This is a genomic window from Kribbibacterium absianum, from assembly GCF_030067705.1.
In the GTDB taxonomy this organism is placed as follows: Bacteria; Actinomycetota; Coriobacteriia; order Coriobacteriales; family Atopobiaceae; genus Kribbibacterium; species Kribbibacterium absianum.
In genome coordinates this window covers 194,102-217,828 of sequence record NZ_JASJEX010000001.1, presented here as the reverse complement: position 1 = coordinate 217,828, position 23,727 = coordinate 194,102, and the positions used below count along the sequence as shown (strand labels likewise).

Genomic DNA, 23,727 nt, shown 5'->3' with positions numbered 1-23,727 from the left:
CTACTGCTAACGCAGAGTCGGACGGGCACGAGACCGGAGGGAACGGCTAGCTATTCAGACGGAATCGTGTACTCGGCCTCCGGTGCGTCCTCGACCCCATCGTTCTCCCCAAGATCCGTCGCGTACGCCTCAAAGTCGCCCTCGAAGAACCACTTGTGAGCACGTTTGGCGAGGATCTGCGTCTCGACGTAGTCGAAGCCGCCATTCACGGCAGCGCCCACAACCGGGACCATCTTCCCCAGGTTCACCATGCCCTTTTGTCCGAACTTGGTCACGAAGCGGAAGCCCAGCCTCTGGTTGATGCGCGTGAGCACCGTGCCAGGTATCTTCTTGATCATCCCCACGGCCAACTTCTCGCCCAGCTGCACGCCGAACGCTTTGAACACCTCGGTGATCGACACGCCGGCGAGACACGCATACACGAGCGTCTGGGTTTGGTCGCACTTGAGGTCGTAGCCGGCCATCTGGGCCGTGGCCGCAATCATTCTCATCTGCACGTACAGGACCGAACCCAGGTTGGCCGGAATCGTCACTGGCATGGTGATGAGACCACCGAAGCCGGTGATCACGCCGGACGTGGTGCATTTGATCACCTGGTTCCGGTGCATGTTCCGACAGGCCTTCGCGGGGTCGGGGTCTTTTTCGAGATAGTCCGCGACCAAATCCGAGACCGGCGGGCTCACGACGGGAATGCCGTCGAGGCATTTCTCATAGAGCGTGTCAAAGAGCTTGACGATGTCATCCGCGTTCGGCAGCTTCGCTCGGTCCTCCATGGTTCCTCCCCATCAGGCGGCGGGGTCGCAGACCGCGACCCCTCCCGGTGTTCAAAATAGCTTATCGTAAACTGAAGTTTTGCTGGCCCACACGTCACTGGACGCCCGCCATCGGTTCGTCCCGTACTAGGCCAGCCTCCTCAGCGACAGCGTCACCGCCTCCAGCGACTGCGAGCTCACCATGTCGTAGACCTCGCCGTTCGTGGCCGTGGTGGGCTGCATCGTGAACTCTGTGTTGGGGGCCACGTCCTGCGAGACCACCACGTACTGCACGATGGCGTCCGTGTCCTCGGGGTCCACGTACGAGCCGTCCTCGGTGGCCGTCCGCAGCTCGAGGTAGCCCGGCCCGTACATGTCCATGATGTTGCCGTTGAGCGCCACGTACCCGCACTCGGCCAGGTTGCGGCCCACGTAGTCGCGCACATAGGCGGTGAACTTGTCGGGGAACGCCTTGATCTGGGTCATGTCCACGGGCTGGGGGTCGCGCTCCCCCACCTTCTTCACCGCCAGCACCACCTCGCTGTGGCTCTGCCAATCGACGAGGTTGTCGTAGTCATCGCCGTTCTCGCGCTTCTCCATCACAAAGTCCACCTGCGTGTTCATAGGCAGGCTCTGGTCGAAGACCACGTACTCCTTGAGCTGCTCCTCGTCCTCGGGATCGACGAACACGCCCGACGGCTCCACGAACACGAGCCGCACGTAGCCCGCGCCCAGCCGGTCCATGCGCCAGCCGTTGAGGGCACCGTAGCCCACGTTCGCGCAGTTCTGCCCCTTGTAGTTCTTGATGTACTGCACCTTGGGATCCGACGAGGTCTTCGGGGCCTCGTCGACGGGCGCCGGCTTGGCGCTCTCGGCGCTCGTGTGCGTGCCCTCGGCGCCCGAGCCCGCGCCGCCGGACCCTCCGCAGCCCGCCAGTCCCAGGGCCAGAAGGCCCGCGCATCCGACAAACGCCCGCCGGCTCATCGGCCGCTCATTGAACCGCTTCATCGTTCTCTCCTCTTTCCTCCGTCGCTTGATTCACGGACGCGCACGCTTCGCGCAGCGCCCTGGTCGCCCCTGGCCCCAACCACAGGTCCACCGCCAGCGCCATGCCGGGGCTGTCCAGCAGGTCCTGAGAGCCCAGAAGGGTCGCCATCCACGAGGGGCGGCCGTGGGCTGGAATGCCCCGAGACGCGCCCGGTTGCAAGGCCGTGCGCGCCTGGACCTGGCGCTCGACCACTTCCTCCACAGCCCCGGGCTGCTCTGAGACGGCCGCGAGCAGGGTCTGTGCCTGCAGCAGCTGCCCGAGGACCTCGTCGGCCTGGTCGGTCAGGCGGTCTACCTGGATCGCGAGCAGGTCCCGCACGGTGCGACCGGTCGCGCAGTGGTCGTCGAGCACCTGCTTGACCTCGGGCAGGCTCAGCCCCTGTCGCCGGTACTGGCGCACCAGGAACAGCTGGGCGAGGTCGCGCACGTTGTAGGTGCGCCTGCCCCAGGCTGAGTCCTCGGGCTCCAGGATCCCGACGCCGCCGCGGCCGGTGTAGCAGCAGCGCTGGATGTCGCGCCGGGCGAGGCCGAGCAACGCCTCGACCTCCGAGATGCGCCAGCCGCGACGCGGCGTGTCTGGAACCATGGAAACCCCTCCCTGGGTCCAGCCAAGCCGTTCAAGCAGTGAACAGCAAGCGGCGGGCGCCGCAATCGCGACGTCCGCCCGGTCGGTGCGGGCCCGATCAGTACGAGCCCAGTCAGTGCGAGCCATAGGCGGCCCCTCTCACTCGGATGTGGGGCCGGTCGACCCCTCGTGAGAGGGGCTGTGATTCTTGCGAGGCACCACGACCCGTCCGGGGCCGGAGGGGCGCTCGCCACGGGTAGGAACCTGCGAATCGCGTACAAGGAGGCACCATGGCGCTCAAAGACCACCCCACGCTCACGCTGGCCCTGCGAACGGCCGCCGGACTCGTCGGCGTTGCCGCGGCTGGGGCTGCGGCGGTCGCCGGTTATCGCGCGCACGTGCGGAGCTCCTGCAAGGAGTTCTACGAGCGTTCGACCCGCGAGTTCAAGCTGCCGGGACTCGGCACGGGGTTCGACCCCCAGGACGTCCTGTACGACGAGGGCTCGGACCAGTGGCTCGTGAGCGGGTACCTGGGCGACCGGTCATGGAAGGGCCACTGCCCGGTCTACAAGCGCACGACCCACGGCCAGTGGGTCTCGCTCCAGGTGCGGCGCCCGGACGGTACGATTGACTCGGGCCACGGCGCGGGCATCGCCGTTGCCGGGCCGTGGGCGTTCCTGACCACACGCACCGGCGCCCTCGCGTTCTCCGCCGAGGCGCTGGCATCGGCGGAGAACGGCGACGTCATCGACGGTGACGGGTACCTGAACCTGTTCCTGATGCCGGCGTTCCTCGGGGTTTGGGACGACGCGCTGTGGGTGGGCGAGTATCACTGCCCCGTCCTCTACGAGACCCCGGACTCGCACCACCTCACCTGCCCTGACGGCACGGAGAACCCCGCGCTTGCGCTGCGCTTCCCGCTCGACACGTCGGCGCCGTACGGGGTCTCGGCGCAGCCCGACCTCGCCCTGTCGATTCCGGGCGCGATCCAGGGCATGTGCGCCGGACGCCAGGGCGGTCTCGTGCTGTCGCAGGCGGCGGGCATCGGCGAGGGCCACCTGCTGAGCTATGGGGCCGCCTGCCTGGAGCCCGAGGGCACGATCCTTGTGGCGGGGACGGAGGTGCCGCTCGGGTTCCTCGACGGCCGGACGCTCGTCGACCGGCTCCGCATGCCGCCCATGGGCGAGGGCATCTGCCGGCGCGCCGGGCGCGTGTGGCTGGCCAACGAGTCCTGCGCCGGCCGCTACCAGGTGGGGCGCCTCTTCGACGGGCGCTACGTCCGCGCGGTGGACATCTAGGCGCACGCCTCGTGCGACCGTGCGCCCCGTTCGCCATGGGCGTTCACCAAAACGGGGTATGTGCCCTTAGGACAAATCGACGGACACAGAAGAAGAGGTGGCATCGTGAGCCAGACCGCCAAGCCCACTCCTGCGACCGGCGCCGACAACGCCGGCTTCCAGCGGACCCTCACCCTCGGCGACCTGCTGTTCTACGGCATGGTAATGCTCGTGCCGCTGTCGCCGTTCGCGGTCTACGGCCAGGTCTTCGACATCTCACGCGGCGCGCCGGCGCAGGCCTACATCCTCGGCCTTGTGTGCCTGATCCCCACCGCCTTTTGCTTTGGCGACGCCATCCGCCGCTGGCCCAGCTCCGGCTCGGTGTTCACGTTCTGCGCGAAGGGCCTCTCCACGGGGGCGGGCTTCGTCGGCGGGTGGATGCTGCTGCTCCAGTACCTCGTGTATCCGGACCTCATGTACATCCTGGCCGGTCAGGCGTTGAACCAGTACGTGCCCGAGGTCCCGGTCTGGGGCTGGGCGCTCCTCATCATGGCGTTCGTCACCGTCGTGAGCCTCCGCAAGCTCAAGGCCACGGTGGTGGTCAACCGCATCGCGCTCGCGGGCGAGCTGGTCATCGTGGCGATGTTCGTGTTCTTCGTCGTGCGCCGTCTGGTGACCGTCGGCCCCATCATGGCCGACGAGGCCGCCGCGCTCATGGCCGACAGCGACAGCTCGGGCCTCAACGTGGGCGCGCTGTTCTCGGCGGTGTCGGTGTGCGCCCTCTCCTACCTGGGATTCGGTTCCATCTCGACCCTCACGCAAGAGGCCAAGAACCCGGGCAGGGACCCCGAGCGCGCCACGTGGCTCACCGTGCTCGTGGTCGGTGTCCTCTTCATCGGCGAGTGCCTGCTCGCCCAGCTGGTGGACCCGTCCGGCAACCTGTTCGCACACGACGCGTCCAACGGGTTCTACCTGGTGGCCGGCGCCGTGGGGGGCGAGTGGTTCGGCGTGCTGTGCGCTGTGGGCCTCGCGCTCGCCATGGGCGTGTTCTCCGGCCTCAGCTCCGTGGTGTCCGTGAGCCGCGTACTCTATATCATGGCGCGCGAGAACGCGATGCCCAAGAGGCTCGCGGAGTTCGACCAGGGGACGAACTCGCCAAGGACCGCCAGCGTGTTCGTGGCCATCGTGTCCATCGCGCTGCTCTTCCTGCTGCTGCCGCTCGGCATGGACGCCGTGACCAAGGTCACCAACTTCGGCGCGCTTGCCACCTATCTCATGGTGGACGTGGCGGTCCTCTGGTTCTGCTGGGTCAAGGGGCACGACCGCACGAGGCCTTTCAGGCTGTGCGTGCTGCCGGCCTTCGGCGCGCTCGCCATCGCGGTGATCCTGGCGTCGTTCGGCGCGTTCGCTATCGGGGTCGGCCTGGGCTGGTGCGCTCTCGGCATCATCGTGTACCTCGTGGCGACGAGGGTCTTCCACGTGAAGATGGCCCTCGGCTAGCGCGGACGCGGACGCTCGGCGCCGCGCGGACGCTTGAGAGAGAGCCGCTTGTCCGCGCCTGGACGCTTGGGAGAGAGCCGTTTGTCCACGGTTGGACGCTTCGGAGAGAGCCGTTTGTCCACGCTGTCGCGGGATGGAGCGTGGACATTTCGCTTTGACCGAAGCGTCCGCAGTGCGAGGCGGGGCTCCCGGACGCTCGCGTCGGAGCCGTCCGCCCGCGCTGTCGCGGGCTGGAGCGTGGACAAATGGCTTTGACCGAAGCGTCCACGGCGTGGGCAAGTGCCGGCTGCAGCAGGACTCATGATATCCTCGGAATTCAGATTCTTATCAGAGTCCGAGGAGAGGCCATGTACCTCACCCACCGCATCGAGGAGCTCGCGCTCCGCCACGACGACGCCCGCCGCGCCATCGGCGACTTCGTGCTCGAGAACCACGACCACCTGGACGACTTCACCATCGCCGACATCGCCGAGGCCACCTTCACATCCAAGCCCACCGTCGTGCGCTTCGCGAAGACGCTCGGCTTCTCCGGCTGGCGCGACTTCTTGCGGGCCTTCATGCAGGAAGAGCGGCGCCGTGAGCGCAACCGGACCGCCGTGGACGTCAACCTCCCCTTCACGGCCGAGAACACGGACGAACAGATCATCCAGGCCATCGGCGACCTGTCGGCAGAGGCCATCGCGGACACCTTCGCCCTGCTCGACCGGGGCGCCCTCAAGCGTGCCGTCCTCTATCTGCAACGAGCGACGTCCGTGGCCGTGTTCGGCATCGCGCCCAACTCCTTTGTGGCGGACCTTTTCTGTCGCAAGCTGCTGTCCATCGGCAAACAGGCCCACACGGTCCCTGACGGCGAGTACGGGATCACCGCGCGCTCGCTCGGGCCCGACGACCTGGCCGTCGTCATCTCCTACTCGGGCGACAACCCCAACGCCAACCCGCTGCGCCAGATCCCGACGCTCATGAACCGCCGCGTCATGGTCATCGGCCTCACCAGCGCCGGCCACAACTACCTGCGCGAGACGGTTCCCTGCACGTTCACCATCTCGAGCCACGAGCACCTCTACGCCAAGGTGGCCAACTTCGCCACCGAGGAGTCCATCAACTACATCCTGAACGCGCTCTTCGCGTGCCTCTTCGCGCGCGACTACGAGCGCAACCTCGCCTACCGCATCGAAGGGGCCCGCCAGTTGGAGGACGAGCGCAAGGTCTCCCTCGAGGAGCTGCGCGCGGCACGACCGCTCCCCCGTGCCTCGTTTCGCGAAGTTCCACGTCCTCGGCCCTAGAACGACGCGCGCCGCGAAACCTTGTTCCGACCAGTTCGAATCCGCATGTGTCGGGCCTCCGCGCCCCCTAGAGTCCTCCTCAAGACCAGGAGCAGGGGCGTCGCAGCCTCGCAACCAGGAAAGGCAGGGACATGAGCGGCCAGTACCAGAGCCTCGCCCAACAGATCGTCGCCCAGGTGGGCGGCAAGGGCAACGTCACCAACGCGTTCCATTGTCAGACGCGCTTGCGCTTCAGCCTCGCGGACGAGAGCGTCGTGGACGACGACGCGCTCAACGCCATCGACGGCGTGATGCGCGTCCTGCACTCCGCAGGCCAGACCCAAGTGGTCATCGGCCCGCACGTGGAGGACGTGTTCGCTGAGGTGGCGCCGCTCCTAGATCTGTCCCAGGGCGCCGCAGGGCCTGCGGAGACCGAGAAGAAGCCGAGCCCCCTCGAGGCCGTGATCGACTTCGTCTCCGGCACGTTCCAACCCATCATCCCGGCCCTTTCGGGCGCGGGCATGATCAAGGCCGTGATGGCGCTCCTCGTGACCTTCTCGGTCATCGACAGCTCCTCGCAGACCTACTACATGCTCAACACCTTCGCCGACGCGGTCTTCTACTTCCTGCCGATCCTGCTCGCCTACTGCGAGGCCCAGAAGCTCAAGTGCAACCCCATCCTTGCGGCCGGGGTCGCTGCCATGATGCTGCACCCCAACTGGACGTCCCTCGTGACGGCCGGGGAGCCGGTCAGCTTCTTCGGCGTGGTGCCGTTCACGCTCGCGTCCTACGGGTCCAGCGTGATCCCGGTCATCCTCGTCGTCTTTGTGCAGCCCTTTGTGGAGAAGTGGCTGGACCGGCACATCCCGAAGGCCATCAACCTCGTGTTCGTGCCGCTGTTGACCTTCCTCGTCATGGGCACGCTGGCCTTCTCCGTGCTCGGCCCCATCGGCTACATCGTCGGCCAGTGGCTCGCCGTGGCGTTCACCTTCCTCGCCGAGAACGCCGCCTGGGCGCCCGCGCTCCTCATCGGCGGCCTGCTTCCCGTCATGGTGATGTTCGGCATCCACAACGGCATCGCCCCGCTCGGCGTCATGCAGATGTCCCAGCTCGGCTACGACAGCATCTTCGGGCCCGGCTGCTTCGTGTCCAACATGTGCCAGGCGACCGCCGGCGCGATCGTGGCCTTCCGGGCCAAGGACGCGAAGACCCGCGAGCTCGCGACCTCCGGTTCCATCACCGCCTACATGGGCATCACCGAGCCCGTCCTCTACGGCGTCAACCTGCCCCTCAAATGGCCGCTCATCTCCTCCATGATCGGTGGCGCCTGCGGCGGCCTGTACGCCGGCCTCACCCACACGCACCGCTTTGCCACGGGCTCGTCCGGCCTCCCCGCCGTTCTGCTCTACATCGGCGACGACACGCTCCAGTACATGCTCAACATCGTGATCGCCATGGTCATCGGCATGGCCGTGACGGCTGTCGTGGCGCTGGCCCTCTCCGCCCGCATGGGCGAGCAGGGCTCCGAAGAGCCCGCGGCTGCAGAGCCCGCCGCCGAGCCCGCGACCACCGAGGCGCTCCTCTGCCCCGTCACCGGCACCGCGAAGCCGCTGTCCGAGTCCTCCGACCCCGTGTTCTCGTCTCTCATGATGGGAGACGGGGCCGCCATCGACCCCTCCGTGGGCCGCGTCGTGGCCCCGTTCTCGGGCACCGTGACCGCGCTCTTCCCCACCAACCATGCCGTCGGCATCACAGCTCCCGACGGCGCCGAGGCCCTCATCCACATCGGGGTCGACACCGTCGAGCTCAACGGCCGGGGCTTCACCGGACACGTGAGGCAGGGCGACACCGTCACCGCAGGGCAGCTGCTCGTGGAGTTCGACATCGACGCCATCCGTGCCGCCGGCTACACCCCGCAGACGATGGTGGTCGTGACCAACACCCCGGCCTACGACTCCGTTCAGCTGCTGGAGAAGGGCCCCGTGGAGGCCGGCGAGCGGAGCCTCCTGCGCCTCGTGCGGCACGCCGCCGACGCTGCCGAGCCCAGCCCCACCGCCATGGCCCCAGCTAGCGCATGACCACCGGAGCGGGGCGTCCTGCCCGCGCCTGACGCCCCGCCGCCCATCTCGTCCACGAGCGCTCAAAGAGCGCGCACCCGCAAAGGAGCCACCATGTTCCACACCAACCTCGCGCCCTTCCCCGAGGGCTTCCTCTGGGGCGCCTCGACCAGCGCCTACCAAGTGGAGGGTGCTTGGGACCAGGACGGCAAGGCGCCGAGCGTCCAGGACCTCCACGAGCCCCGCGGCCAGGCCGACTTCAAGGTTGCGAGCGACCACTACCACCACGTCGAGGAGGACGTCGAGCTCATGGCGCGCATGGGCCTCAAGGCCTATCGCTTCTCGGTGGCCTGGGCCCGCGTGATGCCCGACCCGTTCGGCGACCCCAATCCCGCCGGCCTCGCGTTCTACGACCGCCTCGTGAACGCCCTCATCGCCCACGGCATCGAGCCGATCGTCACGATGTACCACTTCGACCTGCCGCTCTCGCTCCACGAGGCCGGCGGCTGGGCGAACCGGCGCACCACGGACGCCTTCGAGCGTTACGCCCGGGTGCTGTTCGAGCACTTTGGGGACCGCGTCAAGATGTGGCTCACCATCAACGAGCAGAACGTGATGATCAACCACCCAAACGCGATGAACCCCGGGCGCACGCCGTCGCAGCGCGAGCTCTACCAGCAGTGCCACCACATGTTCGTCGCGAGCGCCAAGGCCACGCTTCTGCTGCACCAGCTCTGGCCGGACGCGAAGATCGGGCCGGCGCCCAACATCACGGCCATCTACCCGGAGACCTGCGACCCGGCCGACGCCATCGCCGCCGACGACTGGGAGTCCATCCGCTGCTGGCTGTATCTGGACGTCGCCTGCTACGGGCGGTACAACCCGCTCGTGTGGCGCTACCTGGAGGAGCGCGGGTGCACGCCCGAGATGGAGCCCGGTGACGCCGAGCTGCTCGCAGCGGCCAAGCCGGACTTCCTCGGCGTGAACTACTACGCCACGGCGACGGTCAAGGCGCCCAAGAACGACGGCCACGACCGCGCCCCGAGGAACGGCGACCAGCAGGTGATGATCGGCGAGGAGGGCGTGTACCGCGCCGGCACCAACCCGCACCTGACGCAGACACCGTACGGCTGGATCGTGGACCCGGTGGGGCTCCGCACGACGCTCCGCCGCATCGCGAGCCGCTACGCGATGCCCATCCTCATCACCGAGAACGGCCTCGGCACCCACGACGAGGTGGCCGCCGACGGCGGCGTGCACGACCAGTACCGCATCGACTACCTGCAGATGCACTTCGAGCAGGCGCAGCTGGCCCTGTCGGACGGCGTGGACCTCATCGGTTTCTGCCCCTGGTCGTTCATGGACCTGGTCAGCACGCACAACGGCTACGCCAAACGCTACGGTTTTGTCTACGTGGACCGCGACGAGTGCGACCTCCGGAGCCTCGAGCGCATCCCCAAGGACTCGTTCCACTGGTACCGCGAAGTGATCGAGACCAACGGGGCCTCTCTGGCGGAGCAGCCAGAAGCGGCCTGACGGCGCGTGTCGGGCGCCCGCAGGTTCGGGCGCCCCGCTCTGTCCGCACGGGCATCGTGCCCTTCGCTCACGAAAGGACTTGTCATGGAGTACGCACCGCTCGGCACCTCCGGCATCGAGGTGAGCCGCATCTGCCTGGGTTGTATGGGCTTCGGAGACCCGGCGCTCGGCCAGCATGGCTGGACCCTGGACGAGCAGGCCTGCCGCGTCAGCGTGAAGCGGGCGCTGGAGGCCGGCGTCACGTTCTTCGACACCGCGCCCGTCTATCAGCAGGGCACGAGCGAGCAGTACCTCGGCCGGGCGCTGCGCGACCTCACGAGCCGTGACTCGGTGGTCGTGGCCACGAAGTTCACGCCTCGGGAGCAGTGGGAGATCGACGCGGGCATCGACGGCCGCGAGCACGTGCGCCAATGGCTCGACCGGAGCCTCGAGCGCCTCGGTATGGACCACGTGGACCTCTACATCTGCCACATGTGGGACTACCACACGGCCATGGAGCAGGTCATGGAGGGGCTCGCCGACGCCGTGCGCGCCGGCAAGGTGCGCGCCATCGGGCTGTCCAACTCGTTCGCGTGGCAGATGGCCAAGATGAACTTCCTCGCGCGGAGCCAGGGCTGGCCGGAGTTCGTCTCGTACCAGGGCCACTACAACCTGATCCACCGGGAGGCGGAGCGCGAGATGGTGCCGTTCTGCCAGGACCAAGAGATCGCGCTGACGCCGTACAGCCCGCTGGCGGGCGGGCGCCTCGCGCACCGTCCCGGCACGCGGGACACGGTGCGGAGCCGGCGCGACGGCTACGGCAACGTCAAGTACGGGGCCACCGCCGACGAGGACGCGGTCATCGAGGGTCGGGTGGCCGACCTTGCCGAGAAGCGCGGCGTGCCAATGGCGACGGTAGCGCTCGCGTGGCTGCTCCGGAACGTGACGGCGCCGGTGGTGGGGGCCACGACGCCAGAGCAGCTGGATGCCGCCGTTCTGGCCACGGAGCTGTCGCTCACCGACGAGGAGGCGGCATGGCTCGAGGAGCCCTACCGGCCGCACGCGCTCGTGGGCGTGATGGCGCAGAACGGGAAGCAAAGCGCAGGCAACGTGGTCTAGCGGCGAGTGCCGAACCGCGGACGCTTGGGAGAGAGCCGTTTGTCCACGGTTGGACGCTTCGGAGAGAGCCGTTTGTCCACGCTGTCGCGGGATGGAGCGTGGACAATTCGCTTTGACCGAAGCGTCCAGGCCCGGACAAATGGCTTTGACCGAAGCGTCCACGACGGTGAGGACGTGCCCTAGCGACCCGTCCCACCGTCGAGCTTGAGCCACCCGAGGCCGTTGGCCTCCAGCTCCTCCTCCGGGACGAACCGCAGCGCGGCCCCGTTGATGCAGTAACGAAGGCCGCCCGTCTCGGCGGGGCCGTCGGGAAAGACGTGACCCAGATGGCTGTCCGCTCCGGCGCTCCGCACCTCGATGCGCGGCTGCCAGAGCTGGCGGTCCACAGCCTCCGTGAGCACCGCGTCGCCAATCGGCCGTGAGAACGACGGCCAGCCGCAGCCGGCATCGAACTTGTCGCTGGAAAGGAAGAGCGGCTCCCCCGACACCGCGTCCACGTACACGCCGCGTCGCCACTCGTCGTTGAGCGGGCTCGAGTGTGGGCGCTCCGTGCCCGCGCGCCGGGTCACGCGGTAGGCCTCATCGCCGATACGCGCCGCCAGCTCATCGTCCGTCTCGGTGACGGGCCGCCGTCGCGCCGCATCCTGTGCCAGCGCGAAGTCGCGTGCATGCGCGGCCACGAACCGCGGCGCCGCCGTCAGGTCCACGTGGCAGTACCCGCTCGGATGCTTCTCGAGGTAGTCCTGGTGGTGCTCCTCGGCGGGATAGAAGCTCTGAAGCGGCCCGGCCTCGACCGCGAGAGGGGCGCCCACCTCGAACTGCAGGTGCCGAAGCGCCTGCTCCACGGCCGGCAGGTCCTGCTCGTCGTCCCACCAAATGCCGGTGCGGTACTGCGTGCCGCGGTCGTTGCCCTGGCGGTTCACGGCGCAAGGGTCGATGGACGAGAAGTACGCCGCGAGCAGCAGCGGCAGCGGGATGACGGCGGGGTCGTAGGCCACGCGCACGGCCTCTGCGGCCTCGGTGGCGCCGGTGCACACCAGCTCGTAGCTGGGGCTCGGCACGACGGAGTTGGCGTAGCCCACCTCGGTGTCGAGCACGCCGGGCAGCTGCCGCAGGAAACCCTCCGTGCCCCAAAAGCAGCCACCTCCGAGCGTGACGGTCCTCCCGGTCATCGCCGCCTCCTTTCAGAACCCCGAGCGTCCCCGCCCTTACCTTGCGAGGAACCGCTCCAGCTCCCGCGTGAAATCGCGCTTCACGAGCGTGGGGGTGATGTAGACCACCTCCGCGCGGTCGCCCTGTGCCCAGAACGCCACGCGCACGCTGCCGGCGCCCGCCTCGTTCACTCGACATTCTTGCAGCTTGTGGCCGTGCCACAAGCGCCCGGTGGCGCCCTTGCACTTGAACCAGCCGGCTGCCGCCTGGGCGCTGATCGTCTCGGCGACACGGGCGCGCAGCCCCGGCCAACGCTTCAACGCGGCGGCGCAGCCGCGCTTGTCATAGATGACGTCCACCTGAGACCCACTCTCGCAGCGCGGCCCGGGGCGAGCCCCGTCGCACGTCGATGTACTCATTCCTGCGGGACTCTACCCGTTGCGGCCGCGCGGACGTGACGGGGCGCGGCGGCCTGTATCGTCCAAATCCGAGCCAAGCTCGCAGGGCTCGGGAAGACCGGGAGCCTACCCTTGCTCCCTGGCGCAGTCCGCCTGACCGCCCCGCAGCATCTTGAGCCCATGGCCGATGGGGCCGATCACCGCCGCGAGGTTCTCGACCGCTGCTGTGGGGCTCCCCGGGAGGTTGACGACCAGCGTCCGCCCCCGGATGCCGGCCGTGGCGCGCGAGAGCCACGCGCGGTCCGTGATGCCCGCCGACGCCGCGCGCATGGCCTCGCCGATGCCCGGGCACCTGCGCTCACAGACCTGCTCGGTGGCCTCCGGCGTGAGGTCGCGGGGCGCGAAGCCGGTGCCGCCGGTGGTGACGACAAGGGCGATGTCGTCGGCGGAGTCGGCGGCACCGATGAGGGCACTGGCCACAGAGTCGATGCCGTCCGGCACGACCTCGATGGCCCGGACGTCGTAGCCGTTGTCGCGAAGGAGCCCGGCCACGGCCGGCCCGGCAGCGTCCTCGCGCTCGCCGGCGGCGCATCGGTCGCTCACGGTGACAACGACGGCGCGGTACTGTTCGGCCATGGCGGCTCCTCTCCGCGTGCATTTGGGGACAGTCCCCGTTTGCACATCATCTGTCGAACGTGCATTTGGGGACTGTCCCTGTTTGCACATCATTTTCCGAAGGGACAGTGGGGGTAGGTGCAGGTGGGGCAGCGCAGGCAGAGGCCGCCCTCGCCGAGGGTCACGAAGTCCCGCTTGGTCAGCTCCACGCCGGCCGCGATGCGCGGCAGCACGAGGTCGAACACCGTCGCGTCGTTGTACATCGCGCACCCCGGGAGACCGACCACCGGCAGGCCTGGGGCCGTTCGCGGGTCGCTGGGGCCAAACACGCCCTCGTAGTAGCCCATCAGCATCATCGCGCCCGGGAGCACCGGCGCCCCATAGGTCACGACCCGGGCGCCGCTGGCCTTGATGGCCCCGGGGGTGTTGTCGTCCGGGTCCACCGACATGCCGCCCGTGCAGACGATAAGGTCCACGTCGCCGGAGTCGCGCATCCCGTGCAGGCAGGCCACGAGCGCGTCGGCATCGTCGCCCGGCTGCGCGGTCATCACGGTCTCGATGCCGTAGGTCTCGAGCTTCTTCGCGATCACCGGCGTGAAGCGGTCCTCGATGAGGCCCGTCGCCACCTCCGAGCCCGTGGCCATGATCGCGGCACGCTTGAGCGCGAACGGCCGCACCGTCAAGAGCGGCTCGTCGCCGGCCGCGGCCTCGGCCTTTTCGAGCACGTCCTCCCCCACCACGAGCGGGATCACGCGCGTGCCGGCCACATCGTCGCCGGCCTTGATGGCGATGTTGCCCTGGCGCGTCGCGATCATGACGTCGTCCACGGAGTTCACGGCGACGAGGCGCTCGCCGTCCACGAGCAGGCAGCCGTCCACATCGGCCACGAGGTCGATCTTGCCCTCGCTCGGCGCGTCGTTCTTGCGGCGGACGCCGGGCCCCTCGATAAGGGCGGCGAGGCGCTCGGCCGCGTCGTTCTCGTGCAGCTGGCCCGGCTCCAACTCGAGGACGTACAGCGACCGCTTGCCCATGGACAGCAGCACGGGGACGTCCTCCTCCCGCACCACGTGGCCCTTCTTGAAACGGGGCCCCTTGAAGCGGGGCTTGTCGGGGTCGGTGACGATCTGGGTCATGTCGTGGCAGAGCACCTGCCCGACGGCTTCCTCGGTGGGTATCTGGCGCATGGCTCCCTCCTCATTCATCAATCAAGAAATCGTGGACGCTTCGGTCAAAGCCATTTGTCCACGCTCCATCCCGCGACAGCGTGGACATTTGGCTCTCTCCCAAGCGTCCAAGCGTGGACAAACGGCTCTCTCCCAAGCGTCCAGGCGTGGACAAACGGCTCTCTCCGAAGCGTCCGGGCGTTAGAGGTCGCCGACGGGGACCACCCGGACCGCGTCGCCGGCTCGCACGGTCCCGCCGCGCAGCACCACCGTGAAGATGCCGTCCGTCGGCATCACGCACATGCCGGTCACGCGCTTGATCTCGCAGTCGTTGTGGCACTTCTTGCCGATCTGCGTCACGGCCAGCAGCGCCGGCCCCACCTCGAGCACCGTTCCCACCGGCAGCTGGTTCAAGAGGATCCCCCGCGTCAGGATGTTCTCGGCGAAGTCGCCGGCCTCGAGGGGCAGCCCCTTGTCGCGCATCAGATCCACGGACTCCGCGCCCAGAAGGCTCACCTGACGGTGCCACCGGCCCGCGTGCGCGTCCCCTGCGATGCCAGAGCCCACGACCAGCTCCACGGACTCCCGCGCCTCCTTGCGCGTCCCCTTCTCGACGCTCACGCACACGGCCTCCACCGTGCCCGTCGCACCGGGCTCGGCGCTCGCGTCCTTGAAATACTCGGCTGCCTCCACCGTCAGTCCTCCCTCGCATCCGCGCTGCCCGTCCGCACAAAATGGCCGCTCCGGCCACCGGACTTCTCGAGCAGCCTCACGTTCTGAACCACCATGTCGCGCTGGTGCGCCTTGAGCATGTCGTACACGGTCAGGGCCGCCACGGACACGGCCGTGAGCGCCTCCATCTCGACGCCCGTCTCGCCCACGCACCGGCATGTGCCCGTGATGGCCACGCCGTCCTCGCGCACGTCGAAGGACAGGTCCACGCCGGTCAGCGCGATGGGGTGGCACATCGGCACCAGCTCCCACGTGCGCTTGGCGGCCATGACGCCGGCCACCTGCGCCACCGCGAGCACGTCGCCCTTCTTGCAGCCGCCCGTGCGCACCAGCTCCACCGTCGACGGCGCCATCGAGACGAACCCAGCCGCCGTGGCGGACCGCGACGTCCTCTCCTTCTCCGTCACGTCCACCATGCGGGCGCGGCCCTCGTCGTTCACATGGGTCAGGTCGTCGTCGCGCAGCGAGCCGGGCCTCGGCCCGACCTCGCACCCGGCCGGGAACCCGGCCCGCTCTCGCGCGCCCACCAGATCGCTCAACTTCGCCACGCTCAGCCCCCGATCGCGTTCATGCCGCGCAGGCTCTCGCTCGCGCGCTCCTCCAGATGGTGCCGCTCCGGCTTGGCCGCGACGCCCTGCCGGATGGCCTCCACCAATTGGTTCCCCACAAGGCCGCGAAGCGGTATCTCGCGGCTCGAGTGCAGGCACGGTTTGAGCATGCCGTCGGCGGTCACGCGGATGCGGTCGCACTGCGAGCAGAACCGGTGCGACACCGGACGGATGAGCCCCACCGTGCCGACCCATCCCGGCGCCGAGAACAGCTCCGCCACGCCCGGGGCGCCCTCCGTCGGCTGCAGCTCGGGCACCTCTTCCAGCACCCGCTCCGCCGGCACGAAGCGCTCACGCGGCCACTCGGCCGCCTCGCCGATGGGCATCAGCTCGATGAACCGCACCGACAGGTCGCGGTCCCGCGCCAGCTCCGCCAGCGGTCGCACGTCCTCGTCGTTGACGCCGCCCATGAGCACCGCGTTGATCCGCACGGGGCCGAGCCCGACCCTCTCGGCCGCGTCGAGCCCCGCGAGCGCGTCCTCAAGCCGCCCGCACCGGGTGATCGCCCGGTACCGCCCCGGGTCGAGCGTGTCGAGCGAGACGTTCACGCGGTCGAGCCCCGCAGCCTTGAGTTCCTCGGCCATCGGCGCCAGGAGACAGCCGTTGGTGGTCATGCAGACCTCGTCCACGCCGGGCGTTCCCGCGACCATCCGCACGAGGTCCATCACGCCGGCGCGCACGAGCGGCTCCCCGCCCGTCAGCCGCACCTTGTGCACGCCGAGCGACGCGGCGGCCTCCACGACGGCCGCCATCTCCTCGAACGTCATCACGTTCTCGTGGCCGATGGACCTCACGCCCTGCTCGGGCATGCAGTAGGTGCACCGGCAATTGCAGCGGTCCGTGACGGAGAGCCTGAGGTAGCCGATCTGTCTGCCGAGGTGATCGATCACGAGCGCCCACCCGCCGTCAGGGGCATCACGAACCTGGGGTCGATGACCAATGTGACCTCCTTGGGGTCGTCGAGCGCGCGCCACAGCTCCTTGTCGCACTCGTAGCGGACGGCCGCGCCGCCCAGGGTGCGCACCATCACGATCATAGAGAACGTGTTGTCGATCACACGCTCCACCCTGCCACAGATCACGTTACCCTCCTCGCCCGGGCCGGCGACCGTGAAGTAGTGGGCGCGGATACCGGCCGCGCAGGTGCCGTCCGCGATCGGCAGCGACGTGCGCAGCCGCACGCCCCAGTCCGGGCACTCGAGCTGCCCGTCGGCCGTGACGGTCGCGGCGGAGATGTTCTTGCAGCCCGAGATCGTGGCGGCCGGCACCGTGCGCGGGTACTCGAAGAACCGGCGCGTGGCCTCGGGGGGCTCGTTCGCGCCGTCGGTGACCACGCACACGGAGTCGCACAGGCGGTACACCTCGTCACGGTTGTGGCTCACATAGAGCGCACCGCCGCGGAAGCTCTTCAGGGTGTCCGAGAGGCCCATCTCGAGCGTCCAGCGCAAGTGGCCGTCCAAGGCCGAGAAGGGCTCGTCGAGCAGCACGAGCGCCGGCTCGCTGGCGAACATGCGGGCAAGGGCCACCCGCTGCTGCTGTCCGCCGGAGAGCTGGGCGGGGCTGCGTCCCTCGAGCCCCGTCACCTGCATCCGGTCGATCCAGGAGCGCGCCGTGCGCTCGCGCTCGGCGCGGTCGCCCTTGGCTCCCACCATCACGTTCTGAAGCACCGTCATGTTGGGGAACAGCGCGTACTGCTGGAAGAGGTAGCCCACGTTGCGCTTCTGGGGCGGCAGGCTGACGCCCTTCTCGGAGTCGAAGAGCACCGTGCCGTCGAGCACGATGCGCCCCGCGTCCGGCCTCACCGTGCCGGCGATGCAGCCCAGGGTGAGCGACTTGCCACACCCGGAGGGGCCGAGGAGCGCGAGGGTCTCGTCGGCGTGGGGCAGCTCGAAGGACACATCCAGCTTGAAGGACCCGAGGTCCTTGTGCACGTCCACGGAGAGGCTCACAGCGACCCGCCCCCGTTCCCAGCGCCAGCGACCGCAGCCGCGTCCCTGCGGGCCGCGCGGTCGCGCCACCACCTGCCGAGGGCGCCGAGGCCCACCTCGGCGCTGGCGCCCTGGCGCGCGCGGCGCTCGAACAGGTTCATCGCGATAAGGACCACCGCCGAGATGGCCACGTTCACGAGCACCCAGGTCATCGCGCCCGCCTCGTCGTTGATGCGCCACAGCTGGTACACCGTCGTGGAGATGGTGGCCGTGGAGCCGGGCGTGTAGCCGGCGACCATCGAGGTGGCGCCGTACTCGCCGAGCGCACGGGCGAAGGCGAGCACCGCACCGGCCACGATGCCCGGCATGCAGCAGGGCATCTTGACGCGCCAGAAGACCCAGGTGTTGGAGCGGCCCAGGGTCTGGCCGGCCTGGGCGAGGCGCTGGTCGAACCCCTCGAAGGCGCCCCGGGCGGTCCGGTACATGAGCGGGAAGCTCACGACGATGGTCGCGAAGATCGCCGAGTACCAGGTCATCACCAGACGGATGTCGAACGTCTGGAGGAACCACTCGCCCACCGGGTGCTTGGGGCCGAGGACCAAAAGGATCAGGTAGCCGATGACGGTGGGCGGCAGCACCAAGGGCAGCGTGAGCACCACGTCGAGCGCGCCCTTGAGGAGCGCCGGCGCCCGGGCCACGAGGTTCGCGAGCCAGATGCCGAGCAGGAAGACGACCGCCGTCGAGACGGCCGCGATGCGCAGCGAGTTCCAAAGGGGATACCAGTCCACAGACCCTCCTCGGCCATACCTACAAAAGCTGATGTGCAAACAGGGACAGTCCCCGTTTGCACATCAGCTGTGGAACGAGCGAGCTTAGGACTCCGACAGCGGGGTGAAGCCCACGGCCTCGAAGCACTCGGAGGCGGGCGCGGTCTTCAGGAAGTCCAGATAGGTCGTGGCCAGCTCGGGCTCCGGCGCGTTCTTGGTCACCGCGGCCGGGTACACGACCTTGCCGCACATCTCCTCGGTGGCCTCGGCGACGTGCTCCAGGCCGGCCGAGAAGGCGTCGGTGGCGTAGATGATGCCGCAGGCCACGGTGGCCTGCTCCACCTGCGTCGTGACCTCCTTGACGTTGGATCCGTAGGTGATGTGGCTCTTGATGTCCTTGGCCTCCGGGTCGATGTCGTAGTAGGCGAGGATCTTGTCGGAGTACTGGCCCACGGGCACGTCGGAGTTGCCGAGCGCCACGAGGATCTCGCCGGCCTTGAGCTTCGTGGCGAAGTCGTCGAAGGAGTTCACGGCCTCGGGGTTGCCCTCGGGCACGGCCAGCACCACCTTGTTCTCGAGCAGGTCGACGCGGGTGTCATGGTCGATGAGGTCGAGGCCCTCGTCGTTGCCGGACTTCGCCTGCGCGTCGAGCTGGTTCATCTGCTTCTGACCGGCGGAGATGAACACGTCGCACTGCGCGCCCTCCTGGATCTGGGTCTTGAGGGTGCCCGAGGAGTCGAAGTTGCAGGAGATCTCGACGCCGGGGTTGTCCTCGGTGAACTTCTGGCCGGCCTTGTCCAGCGACTCGGTCATCGAGGCGGCCGCGAAGACGATGAGCTTCTTGTCGGAGGTCTTGTCCGCGTCCGTGGCGGTGGCCTCGGTCACCCCTTTGTCCTCGGACGCCGTGCCAGTGTTGCCGCAGCCAGCGAGCACACCGGTGGCGGCGACAGCGCCTGCGGTCAGGAACGTGCGACGGTTCATCTCGAGCATGGGGTTCTCCTTCTGTCAAAGCTCGTGCTGCGATCCAAACGCGGAGGCCCGCGCGGTGAATCCCTCAGGAATGGGGCTGCGTCGGGCGCAGGGAGGCGCGCCGGCGGATCATCTGCGCGGCGATGGAGACGGCGATCTCCGGCGGCGTGACCGCGAGGATGTCGTCGCCGATCGGGCAGCAGGCGGCGTCCACGAGCGCGCGGTCGCAGCCGCGCTCGACGAGCGTCCGGCGAGCGATCCCGGCCTTCCGGCGGCTCCCGATGCAGCCCACGTACTCGGGCTCTTTGGGGATCACCCGCTCGAGCACGTCGATGTCCGCGACATGGCCGTGGGTGAGGACGACCACGTAGTCATGAGGGCCGATCGGGGCGTTGGCGGCCAGCTCGCAGAAGTCGCCCACCTCGATCCTCTCGGCGTCGGGGAAGGCCTCGGGCGTGGCCATCGCGGGGCGGTCGTCGTAGATGCGCGGGACGAAGCCCACGGACGCGAGGACCGGGCTCAACGCACGGCCCACATGCCCCGCGCCGAAGATGTGCACGCGCGGCACGACGCCCGTGGCCTCGATGAACAGGGAGCGATCGGGCAGCCAGACGAAGCTGTCCACCGGCGCGATCGCCTCGTCGCCATGGAGCAGGTCGTCCGACGTCATGACCGAGAACGTCGGGGCGTCCGGCTGCGACCAGTCCTGGACGACCCAGACAGGGGCCGCCGCGTCGAGCGCCGCCTGCAGCTCACGAAGGAACGGCAGCTGGTCCGGCGTGAGCACGGTGAACCCGAGAAGAGCGTCGCCGCCACAGGCCATCGCGGTGTCCTCGTGGGTGTACCACTCGATGCCGCAGCCGTCGCCGGCCTCGGCCATACGGGCCAGGCGCTCCTCGGCCATGCGCTCGACCGTGCCGCCGCCGACGGTCCCCAAGAACGAGCCGTCAGCCAGCGCGACCATCGCCGCTCCGGGGTCACGGGGCATCGAGCGCTTGACGTCAAGGACCCACACGGCCGGCAGGGAACGTCCGGCCTCGAGCTCCTGCACCAGGAAACTCACGAACCCCGGGTCCTGCAACGTGTCCTGCTCGGCTGCCATTGCCCCTCGCTTCCGCTGGTAACGCATCGTTAGCTTTTTCAAACTATATCGTTCGACCGATATTCTCGCCAGAAGATATCGCCCGCGGCACAGTATGGGACTCCCTTTCGCCACCTAAAGCGCCGGACAGGGCGAACGGTCACGAATCCTCGCCGAGGGCCACGACAAACCCCGTCGCCCACCAAGGCCGGCAACGGGGTTCGAGTGAGCCGAATCTCTTGTTCGGGGCGTCCCCTAGTTCAGCCGACCGGCGAAGTGCCCGAGCGCCTCCAGGACGCCGCCCCCGATGGCCCGGGCCTTGTCGGAGACCGTGAAGCAGTTTGAGACCGCGCACCTGGGGTCCACGTCGCCGGCCTTGAAGCCCGGCGTGACGGGCACCCCCTCCTGCAAGAGGCCACGGAGCACGCCGGAGATCTGGGTCACCACCGGCTCCCCGGCCACGTAGGCCACCACGTTGCCGGCCTCCACCACGTCGCCGATCCTCGCCACCGGCTCGAAGGGTCCGGTGGCCGTCGCGCGCAGGACGCGCTCCACGGTGTAGCCGCCGATGTCGCCCGGCACGCCCGTGTTGGGCACCGGGGACCCCTCGTAGATCACGCGGCCGAGGTCGTGGCCCCGCTGCGTCTCGACGGCGGCGTCCACGTCGACCGGCGCCGTGAAGCCGGGGCCCACGCCGATGACGATGGGCGCCATCGCGCGGCTGGTTCCCAGGTTGCGCTTCGCGAGGATGGCGTCCACCACCGCGTCCGGCCGCAGCTCCCCGATGCTCCGCCCCTCCGGGTCGACGAGCACCGCCACCTGGCCGGCGTCGCTCTCAGAGCCCGCCCGGGCGAGGCGCGCGGCCTCCTCAGGGCTCGCAGCCAACACGCCCGGAACGTCCTCCACCAGGGTCTCGCCCAAGCGAACCGCCTCGCAGAAGCTCACCGTGCGGCGCACGGCCGTGGGCTCCGGCACGTCCAGCATCACGACCCGATGCCCCGCACGCACCAGGCGCACCGCGATCCCGCTCGCCAGGTCTCCCGCGCCCCGCATCACAACAAGCATTGGCCCCTCCTTTGGTCTTGAGTGACAATAGCAGCCGGTTCGAACGGAGGCCACGTGAGCACATCGCTGAGCGAGGAACTGGGCGTCGAGAGCGGCCTGTGGGCGGTGATCGGCTCGGGAGGCAAGACGTCGCTGCTGAGGCATCTGGCCGGCGAGTCGGCCCAGTTCTGCCTTCTGACGACCACGACCCGCATGTTCCCGCCGAGCGACCTCCCTATGCTCTGGGACCCCACGGCCGAGGAAGTTCGCGGCTCCCTCGCCCAGTGCCGAGTCGCCTGCGTCGGCGCCCCCGCCGAGCACGGGAAGCTCCAGGAGCCTTCGTTCGGCGTGCGGCGCCTGTGCGAGCTCGCGCCGCTCGTCCTCGTCGAGGCAGACGGCTCGAAGCGCCTGCCGCTCAAGGCCCACGAGCGATGGGAGCCGGCGGTGCCCGAGGACGCGCGCACGCTGCTCGTGGTGGGGTCGTCCGGCTGGGGGCGCCCCGTTGTCGAGGTCGCGCACCGTGCCGCGCTGTGGTGCCAGCGCGCGGACTGCCCGGCCCGAGCGGCCGCCACCCCCGAGCAGACCGCCCGCGTCATCGAGGCCGAGCTCGCCCGCGGCCAGTACCCGCTACCGGAGGCAGTCCTCGTGAACCAAGTGGACGGGCCAGACGGGCCCGAGCGCCGCGCGAAGGCCCGGCGCCTCGCCCGCGCGCTCCATGACCTGCAGGTGGCGTCGCCGGTCTACGCGGTCTCGCTCGTCGAGGGGACGTGGGCCCGGTGCCACGTCCCCCGCTAGCCTCCTGACGGCCCCCTCTAGTGCAGGCGGATGCGCACGTCTCCGTCCGCCGGCGCCACGGTGCCCACGACCTCGGCGCAGCACACCCGGTCGTCGGCCTTGAGCGCGGCCACGAACGCGTCGGCCTCGTCGGCCGGCACCGAGAACAGCAGGCCGCCGGATGTCTCCGGGCAGAAGAGCACGTCCACGAGCGCCCGGTCCACGTCGGCCGCGTCCACGTACGCCTCGGCGTAGCGGCGGTTGCGGTACATGCCGGCCGGGAGCAGGCCCATGCGCGCCCAGGCGAGCACGTCGTCGGAGAGCAGCTCAAAGGCGCCCGTGTCGACATCGATTGAGACGTCCGCGCCGTTGGCCATCTCGAGCACGTGGCCCATCACGCCAAAGCCCGTGACGTCCGTGGCGCCGTGGACCGTGAAGCCCTGCGCGACGTCGGCCGGCCACCGGTTGAGGGCCATCATCGCGTCCTCCGCCGCCGAGACCACCTCGTCGCTGGCGAGCTCGGCCTTCGCCGCCGTCACCGCGACGCCGATACCGAGCGGCTTCGTGTACACCAGGACGTCGCCTGCCTGCGCGCCGTCGTTGGTCCACATCCGGGCCGGGTCCACGAACCCCGTCACCGAGAGGCCGTACTTGGGCTCCTCGTCAAAGATCGAGTGGCCGCCGACGATGGACGCGCCGGCCTCGTAGACCTTCTCGTAGCCGCCGCGGAGGATGCCGTGCACGACCTCGCGGGGCATGTCCTCGGGTACCGCCATGATGTTGAGCGCCACCTTGGGCTCGCCGCCCATCGCGTACACGTCGGAGAGCGCGTTGGCCGCGGCGATGGCGCCGTACTTGTACGGGTCGTCGGCGATGGGCGGAAAGAAGTCCAGGGTCTCGACGATGGCGAGGTCGTCGGTGACCTTGTACACGGCCGCGTCGTCCGCCGTGTCGAAGCCGACGAGCAGGTTCGGGTCCTCGTGCACGTCGATGCCCTTGAGCAGGGACGCCAGTGTGCCCGCCCCCACCTTTGCGCCGCACCCGGCGCACTCCGCGAGCTTCGTGAGCTTGATCTTGTCGGCCATGATGGTCCTTTCCTTCAGAGAGCGAGAAACGACACGGCCTGGCGGGCCGCGTCCCAGTGCGGGGTCGATGCGCTACAGCTCCAGGTCCGTCACCGCAGCGAAGCGCAGGGCCCGCTCGGCCATCACGGACTCGAAGTGGCCCCGCTCCTCGGGCGGCATCGACCATGCCATGCCGCACTCGGCGCTGATGGCCACCGGCGTCGGGATCAGCCGGCCCTCCACGCCCGCGTCCTTGCACGCGCCTTCGGCAGCCATCGCGTCGAACGTCGACGAGAAGCTCGCCACCGCGCGCGGCCGCTTGGGTCTCCGAGCCATGCC

Annotated in this window: 24 protein-coding genes; 7 read left to right on the top strand and 17 right to left on the bottom strand. The window is 69.1% G+C overall.

Features of this window, described 5'->3' with window-relative positions; genetic code table 11:
* Nucleotides 1-50: 50 nt before the first annotated feature.
* From QJ043_RS00960 to QJ043_RS00950, 3 genes are all read right to left on the bottom strand, one after another.
* Nucleotides 51-773, bottom strand: coding sequence for an EcsC family protein (locus QJ043_RS00960; RefSeq protein ID WP_283712300.1), 723 nt, complete (start codon nucleotides 771-773; stop codon nucleotides 51-53).
* A 126-nt stretch (nucleotides 774-899) separates the two neighbouring features.
* A complete protein-coding gene (locus QJ043_RS00955; protein WP_283712299.1) occupies nucleotides 900-1,760 on the bottom strand; it encodes a hypothetical protein in 861 nt (286 codons plus the stop codon).
* Complete coding sequence (locus QJ043_RS00950; RefSeq protein ID WP_283712298.1) at nucleotides 1,744-2,385, bottom strand: MerR family transcriptional regulator; 642 nt, start codon at nucleotides 2,383-2,385, stop codon at nucleotides 1,744-1,746. Before QJ043_RS00950 ends, QJ043_RS00955 begins: the two co-directional genes overlap by 17 nt.
* 269 nt (nucleotides 2,386-2,654) lie before the next feature.
* Here QJ043_RS00950 and QJ043_RS00945 point away from each other — a divergent pair, with 269 nt between their 5' ends.
* The 6 genes from QJ043_RS00945 (at nucleotide 2,655) to QJ043_RS00920 (ending at nucleotide 11,094) form a co-directional block, all read left to right on the top strand.
* Nucleotides 2,655-3,662 (top strand): hypothetical protein, encoded by a 1,008-nt coding sequence (locus QJ043_RS00945; RefSeq protein ID WP_283712297.1) that lies wholly within the window; start codon nucleotides 2,655-2,657, stop codon nucleotides 3,660-3,662.
* A 105-nt stretch (nucleotides 3,663-3,767) separates the two neighbouring features.
* Nucleotides 3,768-5,141 carry an APC family permease gene (locus tag QJ043_RS00940; RefSeq protein WP_283712296.1) on the top strand — a complete coding sequence of 458 codons (1,374 nt, stop codon included), beginning with the start codon at nucleotides 3,768-3,770 and terminating at the stop codon, nucleotides 5,139-5,141.
* 347 nt (nucleotides 5,142-5,488) lie between these two features.
* Nucleotides 5,489-6,424 (top strand): MurR/RpiR family transcriptional regulator, encoded by a 936-nt coding sequence (locus QJ043_RS00935; protein WP_283712295.1) that lies wholly within the window; start codon nucleotides 5,489-5,491, stop codon nucleotides 6,422-6,424.
* Between the two features lie 131 nt (nucleotides 6,425-6,555).
* Entirely contained in the window at nucleotides 6,556-8,481 is a 1,926-nt protein-coding gene (locus tag QJ043_RS00930; protein ID WP_283712294.1) for a beta-glucoside-specific PTS transporter subunit IIABC, read from the top strand.
* Nucleotides 8,482-8,574: 93 nt separating this feature from the next.
* Entirely contained in the window at nucleotides 8,575-9,996 is a 1,422-nt protein-coding gene (locus QJ043_RS00925) for a glycoside hydrolase family 1 protein (RefSeq protein WP_283712293.1), read from the top strand.
* Nucleotides 9,997-10,080: 84 nt separating this feature from the next.
* Nucleotides 10,081-11,094 (top strand): aldo/keto reductase, encoded by a 1,014-nt coding sequence (locus QJ043_RS00920; RefSeq protein WP_283712292.1) that lies wholly within the window; start codon nucleotides 10,081-10,083, stop codon nucleotides 11,092-11,094.
* Nucleotides 11,095-11,273: 179 nt separating this feature from the next.
* Here the strand turns inward: QJ043_RS00920 and msrA are convergent, their stop codons facing one another.
* The 12 genes from msrA to yqeB form a co-directional block, all read right to left on the bottom strand.
* Nucleotides 11,274-12,266 carry a peptide-methionine (S)-S-oxide reductase MsrA gene (msrA, locus tag QJ043_RS00915; RefSeq protein WP_283712291.1) on the bottom strand — a complete coding sequence of 331 codons (993 nt, stop codon included), beginning with the start codon at nucleotides 12,264-12,266 and terminating at the stop codon, nucleotides 11,274-11,276.
* A 36-nt stretch (nucleotides 12,267-12,302) separates the two neighbouring features.
* Nucleotides 12,303-12,605, bottom strand: a complete 303-nt coding sequence (locus QJ043_RS00910) for a hypothetical protein (RefSeq protein WP_283712290.1) — start codon at nucleotides 12,603-12,605, stop codon at nucleotides 12,303-12,305.
* A gap of 165 nt (nucleotides 12,606-12,770) precedes the next feature.
* Entirely contained in the window at nucleotides 12,771-13,280 is a 510-nt protein-coding gene (locus QJ043_RS00905; protein WP_283712289.1) for a MogA/MoaB family molybdenum cofactor biosynthesis protein, read from the bottom strand.
* A gap of 89 nt (nucleotides 13,281-13,369) precedes the next feature.
* On the bottom strand, nucleotides 13,370-14,443 hold the full coding sequence (locus QJ043_RS00900) for a molybdopterin-binding protein (protein ID WP_283712288.1): 1,074 nt from the start codon (nucleotides 14,441-14,443) through the stop codon (nucleotides 13,370-13,372).
* Nucleotides 14,444-14,623: 180 nt separating this feature from the next.
* Nucleotides 14,624-15,115: an MOSC domain-containing protein gene (locus QJ043_RS00895; RefSeq protein WP_283712287.1), complete on the bottom strand. Its 492-nt coding sequence runs from the start codon at nucleotides 15,113-15,115 to the stop codon at nucleotides 14,624-14,626.
* A 2-nt stretch (nucleotides 15,116-15,117) separates the two neighbouring features.
* A complete protein-coding gene (gene moaC, locus QJ043_RS00890; RefSeq protein WP_347177729.1) occupies nucleotides 15,118-15,702 on the bottom strand; it encodes a cyclic pyranopterin monophosphate synthase MoaC in 585 nt (194 codons plus the stop codon).
* Nucleotides 15,703-15,704: 2 nt separating this feature from the next.
* Nucleotides 15,705-16,652, bottom strand: a complete 948-nt coding sequence (moaA, locus tag QJ043_RS00885; RefSeq protein ID WP_283712286.1) for a GTP 3',8-cyclase MoaA — start codon at nucleotides 16,650-16,652, stop codon at nucleotides 15,705-15,707.
* Nucleotides 16,649-17,710 (bottom strand): sulfate/molybdate ABC transporter ATP-binding protein, encoded by a 1,062-nt coding sequence (locus QJ043_RS00880; protein ID WP_283712285.1) that lies wholly within the window; start codon nucleotides 17,708-17,710, stop codon nucleotides 16,649-16,651. The genes moaA and QJ043_RS00880 overlap by 4 nt, the downstream gene beginning before the upstream one ends.
* Complete coding sequence (modB, locus tag QJ043_RS00875; protein WP_283712284.1) at nucleotides 17,707-18,477, bottom strand: molybdate ABC transporter permease subunit; 771 nt, start codon at nucleotides 18,475-18,477, stop codon at nucleotides 17,707-17,709. The genes QJ043_RS00880 and modB overlap by 4 nt, the downstream gene beginning before the upstream one ends.
* Before the next feature lie 84 nt (nucleotides 18,478-18,561).
* Nucleotides 18,562-19,446, bottom strand: a complete 885-nt coding sequence (gene modA / locus QJ043_RS00870; RefSeq protein ID WP_283712283.1) for a molybdate ABC transporter substrate-binding protein — start codon at nucleotides 19,444-19,446, stop codon at nucleotides 18,562-18,564.
* A gap of 64 nt (nucleotides 19,447-19,510) precedes the next feature.
* Entirely contained in the window at nucleotides 19,511-20,527 is a 1,017-nt protein-coding gene (locus QJ043_RS00865) for an XdhC family protein (RefSeq protein ID WP_283712282.1), read from the bottom strand.
* A 234-nt stretch (nucleotides 20,528-20,761) separates the two neighbouring features.
* Nucleotides 20,762-21,571 carry a selenium-dependent molybdenum cofactor biosynthesis protein YqeB gene (yqeB, locus tag QJ043_RS00860; protein WP_283712281.1) on the bottom strand — a complete coding sequence of 270 codons (810 nt, stop codon included), beginning with the start codon at nucleotides 21,569-21,571 and terminating at the stop codon, nucleotides 20,762-20,764.
* Between the two features lie 54 nt (nucleotides 21,572-21,625).
* Between yqeB and yqeC the strand changes: the two genes are divergently transcribed.
* A complete protein-coding gene (gene yqeC / locus QJ043_RS00855; protein ID WP_283712280.1) occupies nucleotides 21,626-22,345 on the top strand; it encodes a selenium cofactor biosynthesis protein YqeC in 720 nt (239 codons plus the stop codon).
* Between the two features lie 17 nt (nucleotides 22,346-22,362).
* On the opposite strand, the gene selD is transcribed toward yqeC, so the two are convergent.
* Together selD and QJ043_RS00845 are read right to left on the bottom strand one after the other, a co-directional pair.
* Entirely contained in the window at nucleotides 22,363-23,409 is a 1,047-nt protein-coding gene (selD, locus tag QJ043_RS00850) for a selenide, water dikinase SelD (RefSeq protein ID WP_283712279.1), read from the bottom strand.
* Between the two features lie 72 nt (nucleotides 23,410-23,481).
* On the bottom strand, nucleotides 23,482-23,724 hold the full coding sequence (locus QJ043_RS00845; RefSeq protein WP_283712278.1) for a putative Se/S carrier protein: 243 nt from the start codon (nucleotides 23,722-23,724) through the stop codon (nucleotides 23,482-23,484).
* Between the last annotated feature and the right edge of the window lie 3 nt (nucleotides 23,725-23,727).

Coding starts and splice junctions, on each gene's coding strand:
- QJ043_RS00930 (WP_283712294.1), top strand. CDS start 6,556: ATGAGCGGCCAGTACCAGAGCCTCGCCCAACAGATCGTCGCCCAGGTG.
- QJ043_RS00905 (WP_283712289.1), bottom strand. CDS start 13,280: ATGGCCGAACAGTACCGCGCCGTCGTTGTCACCGTGAGCGACCGATGC.
- selD (WP_283712279.1), bottom strand. CDS start 23,409: ATGGCCGACAAGATCAAGCTCACGAAGCTCGCGGAGTGCGCCGGGTGC.
- QJ043_RS00925 (WP_283712293.1), top strand. CDS start 8,575: ATGTTCCACACCAACCTCGCGCCCTTCCCCGAGGGCTTCCTCTGGGGC.
- QJ043_RS00960 (WP_283712300.1), bottom strand. CDS start 773: ATGGAGGACCGAGCGAAGCTGCCGAACGCGGATGACATCGTCAAGCTC.
- msrA (WP_283712291.1), bottom strand. CDS start 12,266: ATGACCGGGAGGACCGTCACGCTCGGAGGTGGCTGCTTTTGGGGCACG.
- QJ043_RS00845 (WP_283712278.1), bottom strand. CDS start 23,724: ATGGCTCGGAGACCCAAGCGGCCGCGCGCGGTGGCGAGCTTCTCGTCG.
- modA (WP_283712283.1), bottom strand. CDS start 19,446: ATGCTCGAGATGAACCGTCGCACGTTCCTGACCGCAGGCGCTGTCGCC.
- QJ043_RS00935 (WP_283712295.1), top strand. CDS start 5,489: ATGTACCTCACCCACCGCATCGAGGAGCTCGCGCTCCGCCACGACGAC.
- QJ043_RS00945 (WP_283712297.1), top strand. CDS start 2,655: ATGGCGCTCAAAGACCACCCCACGCTCACGCTGGCCCTGCGAACGGCC.
- QJ043_RS00920 (WP_283712292.1), top strand. CDS start 10,081: ATGGAGTACGCACCGCTCGGCACCTCCGGCATCGAGGTGAGCCGCATC.
- QJ043_RS00950 (WP_283712298.1), bottom strand. CDS start 2,385: ATGGTTCCAGACACGCCGCGTCGCGGCTGGCGCATCTCGGAGGTCGAG.
- QJ043_RS00865 (WP_283712282.1), bottom strand. CDS start 20,527: ATGGCAGCCGAGCAGGACACGTTGCAGGACCCGGGGTTCGTGAGTTTC.
- QJ043_RS00955 (WP_283712299.1), bottom strand. CDS start 1,760: ATGAAGCGGTTCAATGAGCGGCCGATGAGCCGGCGGGCGTTTGTCGGA.
- QJ043_RS00900 (WP_283712288.1), bottom strand. CDS start 14,443: ATGCGCCAGATACCCACCGAGGAAGCCGTCGGGCAGGTGCTCTGCCAC.
- yqeB (WP_283712281.1), bottom strand. CDS start 21,571: ATGCTTGTTGTGATGCGGGGCGCGGGAGACCTGGCGAGCGGGATCGCG.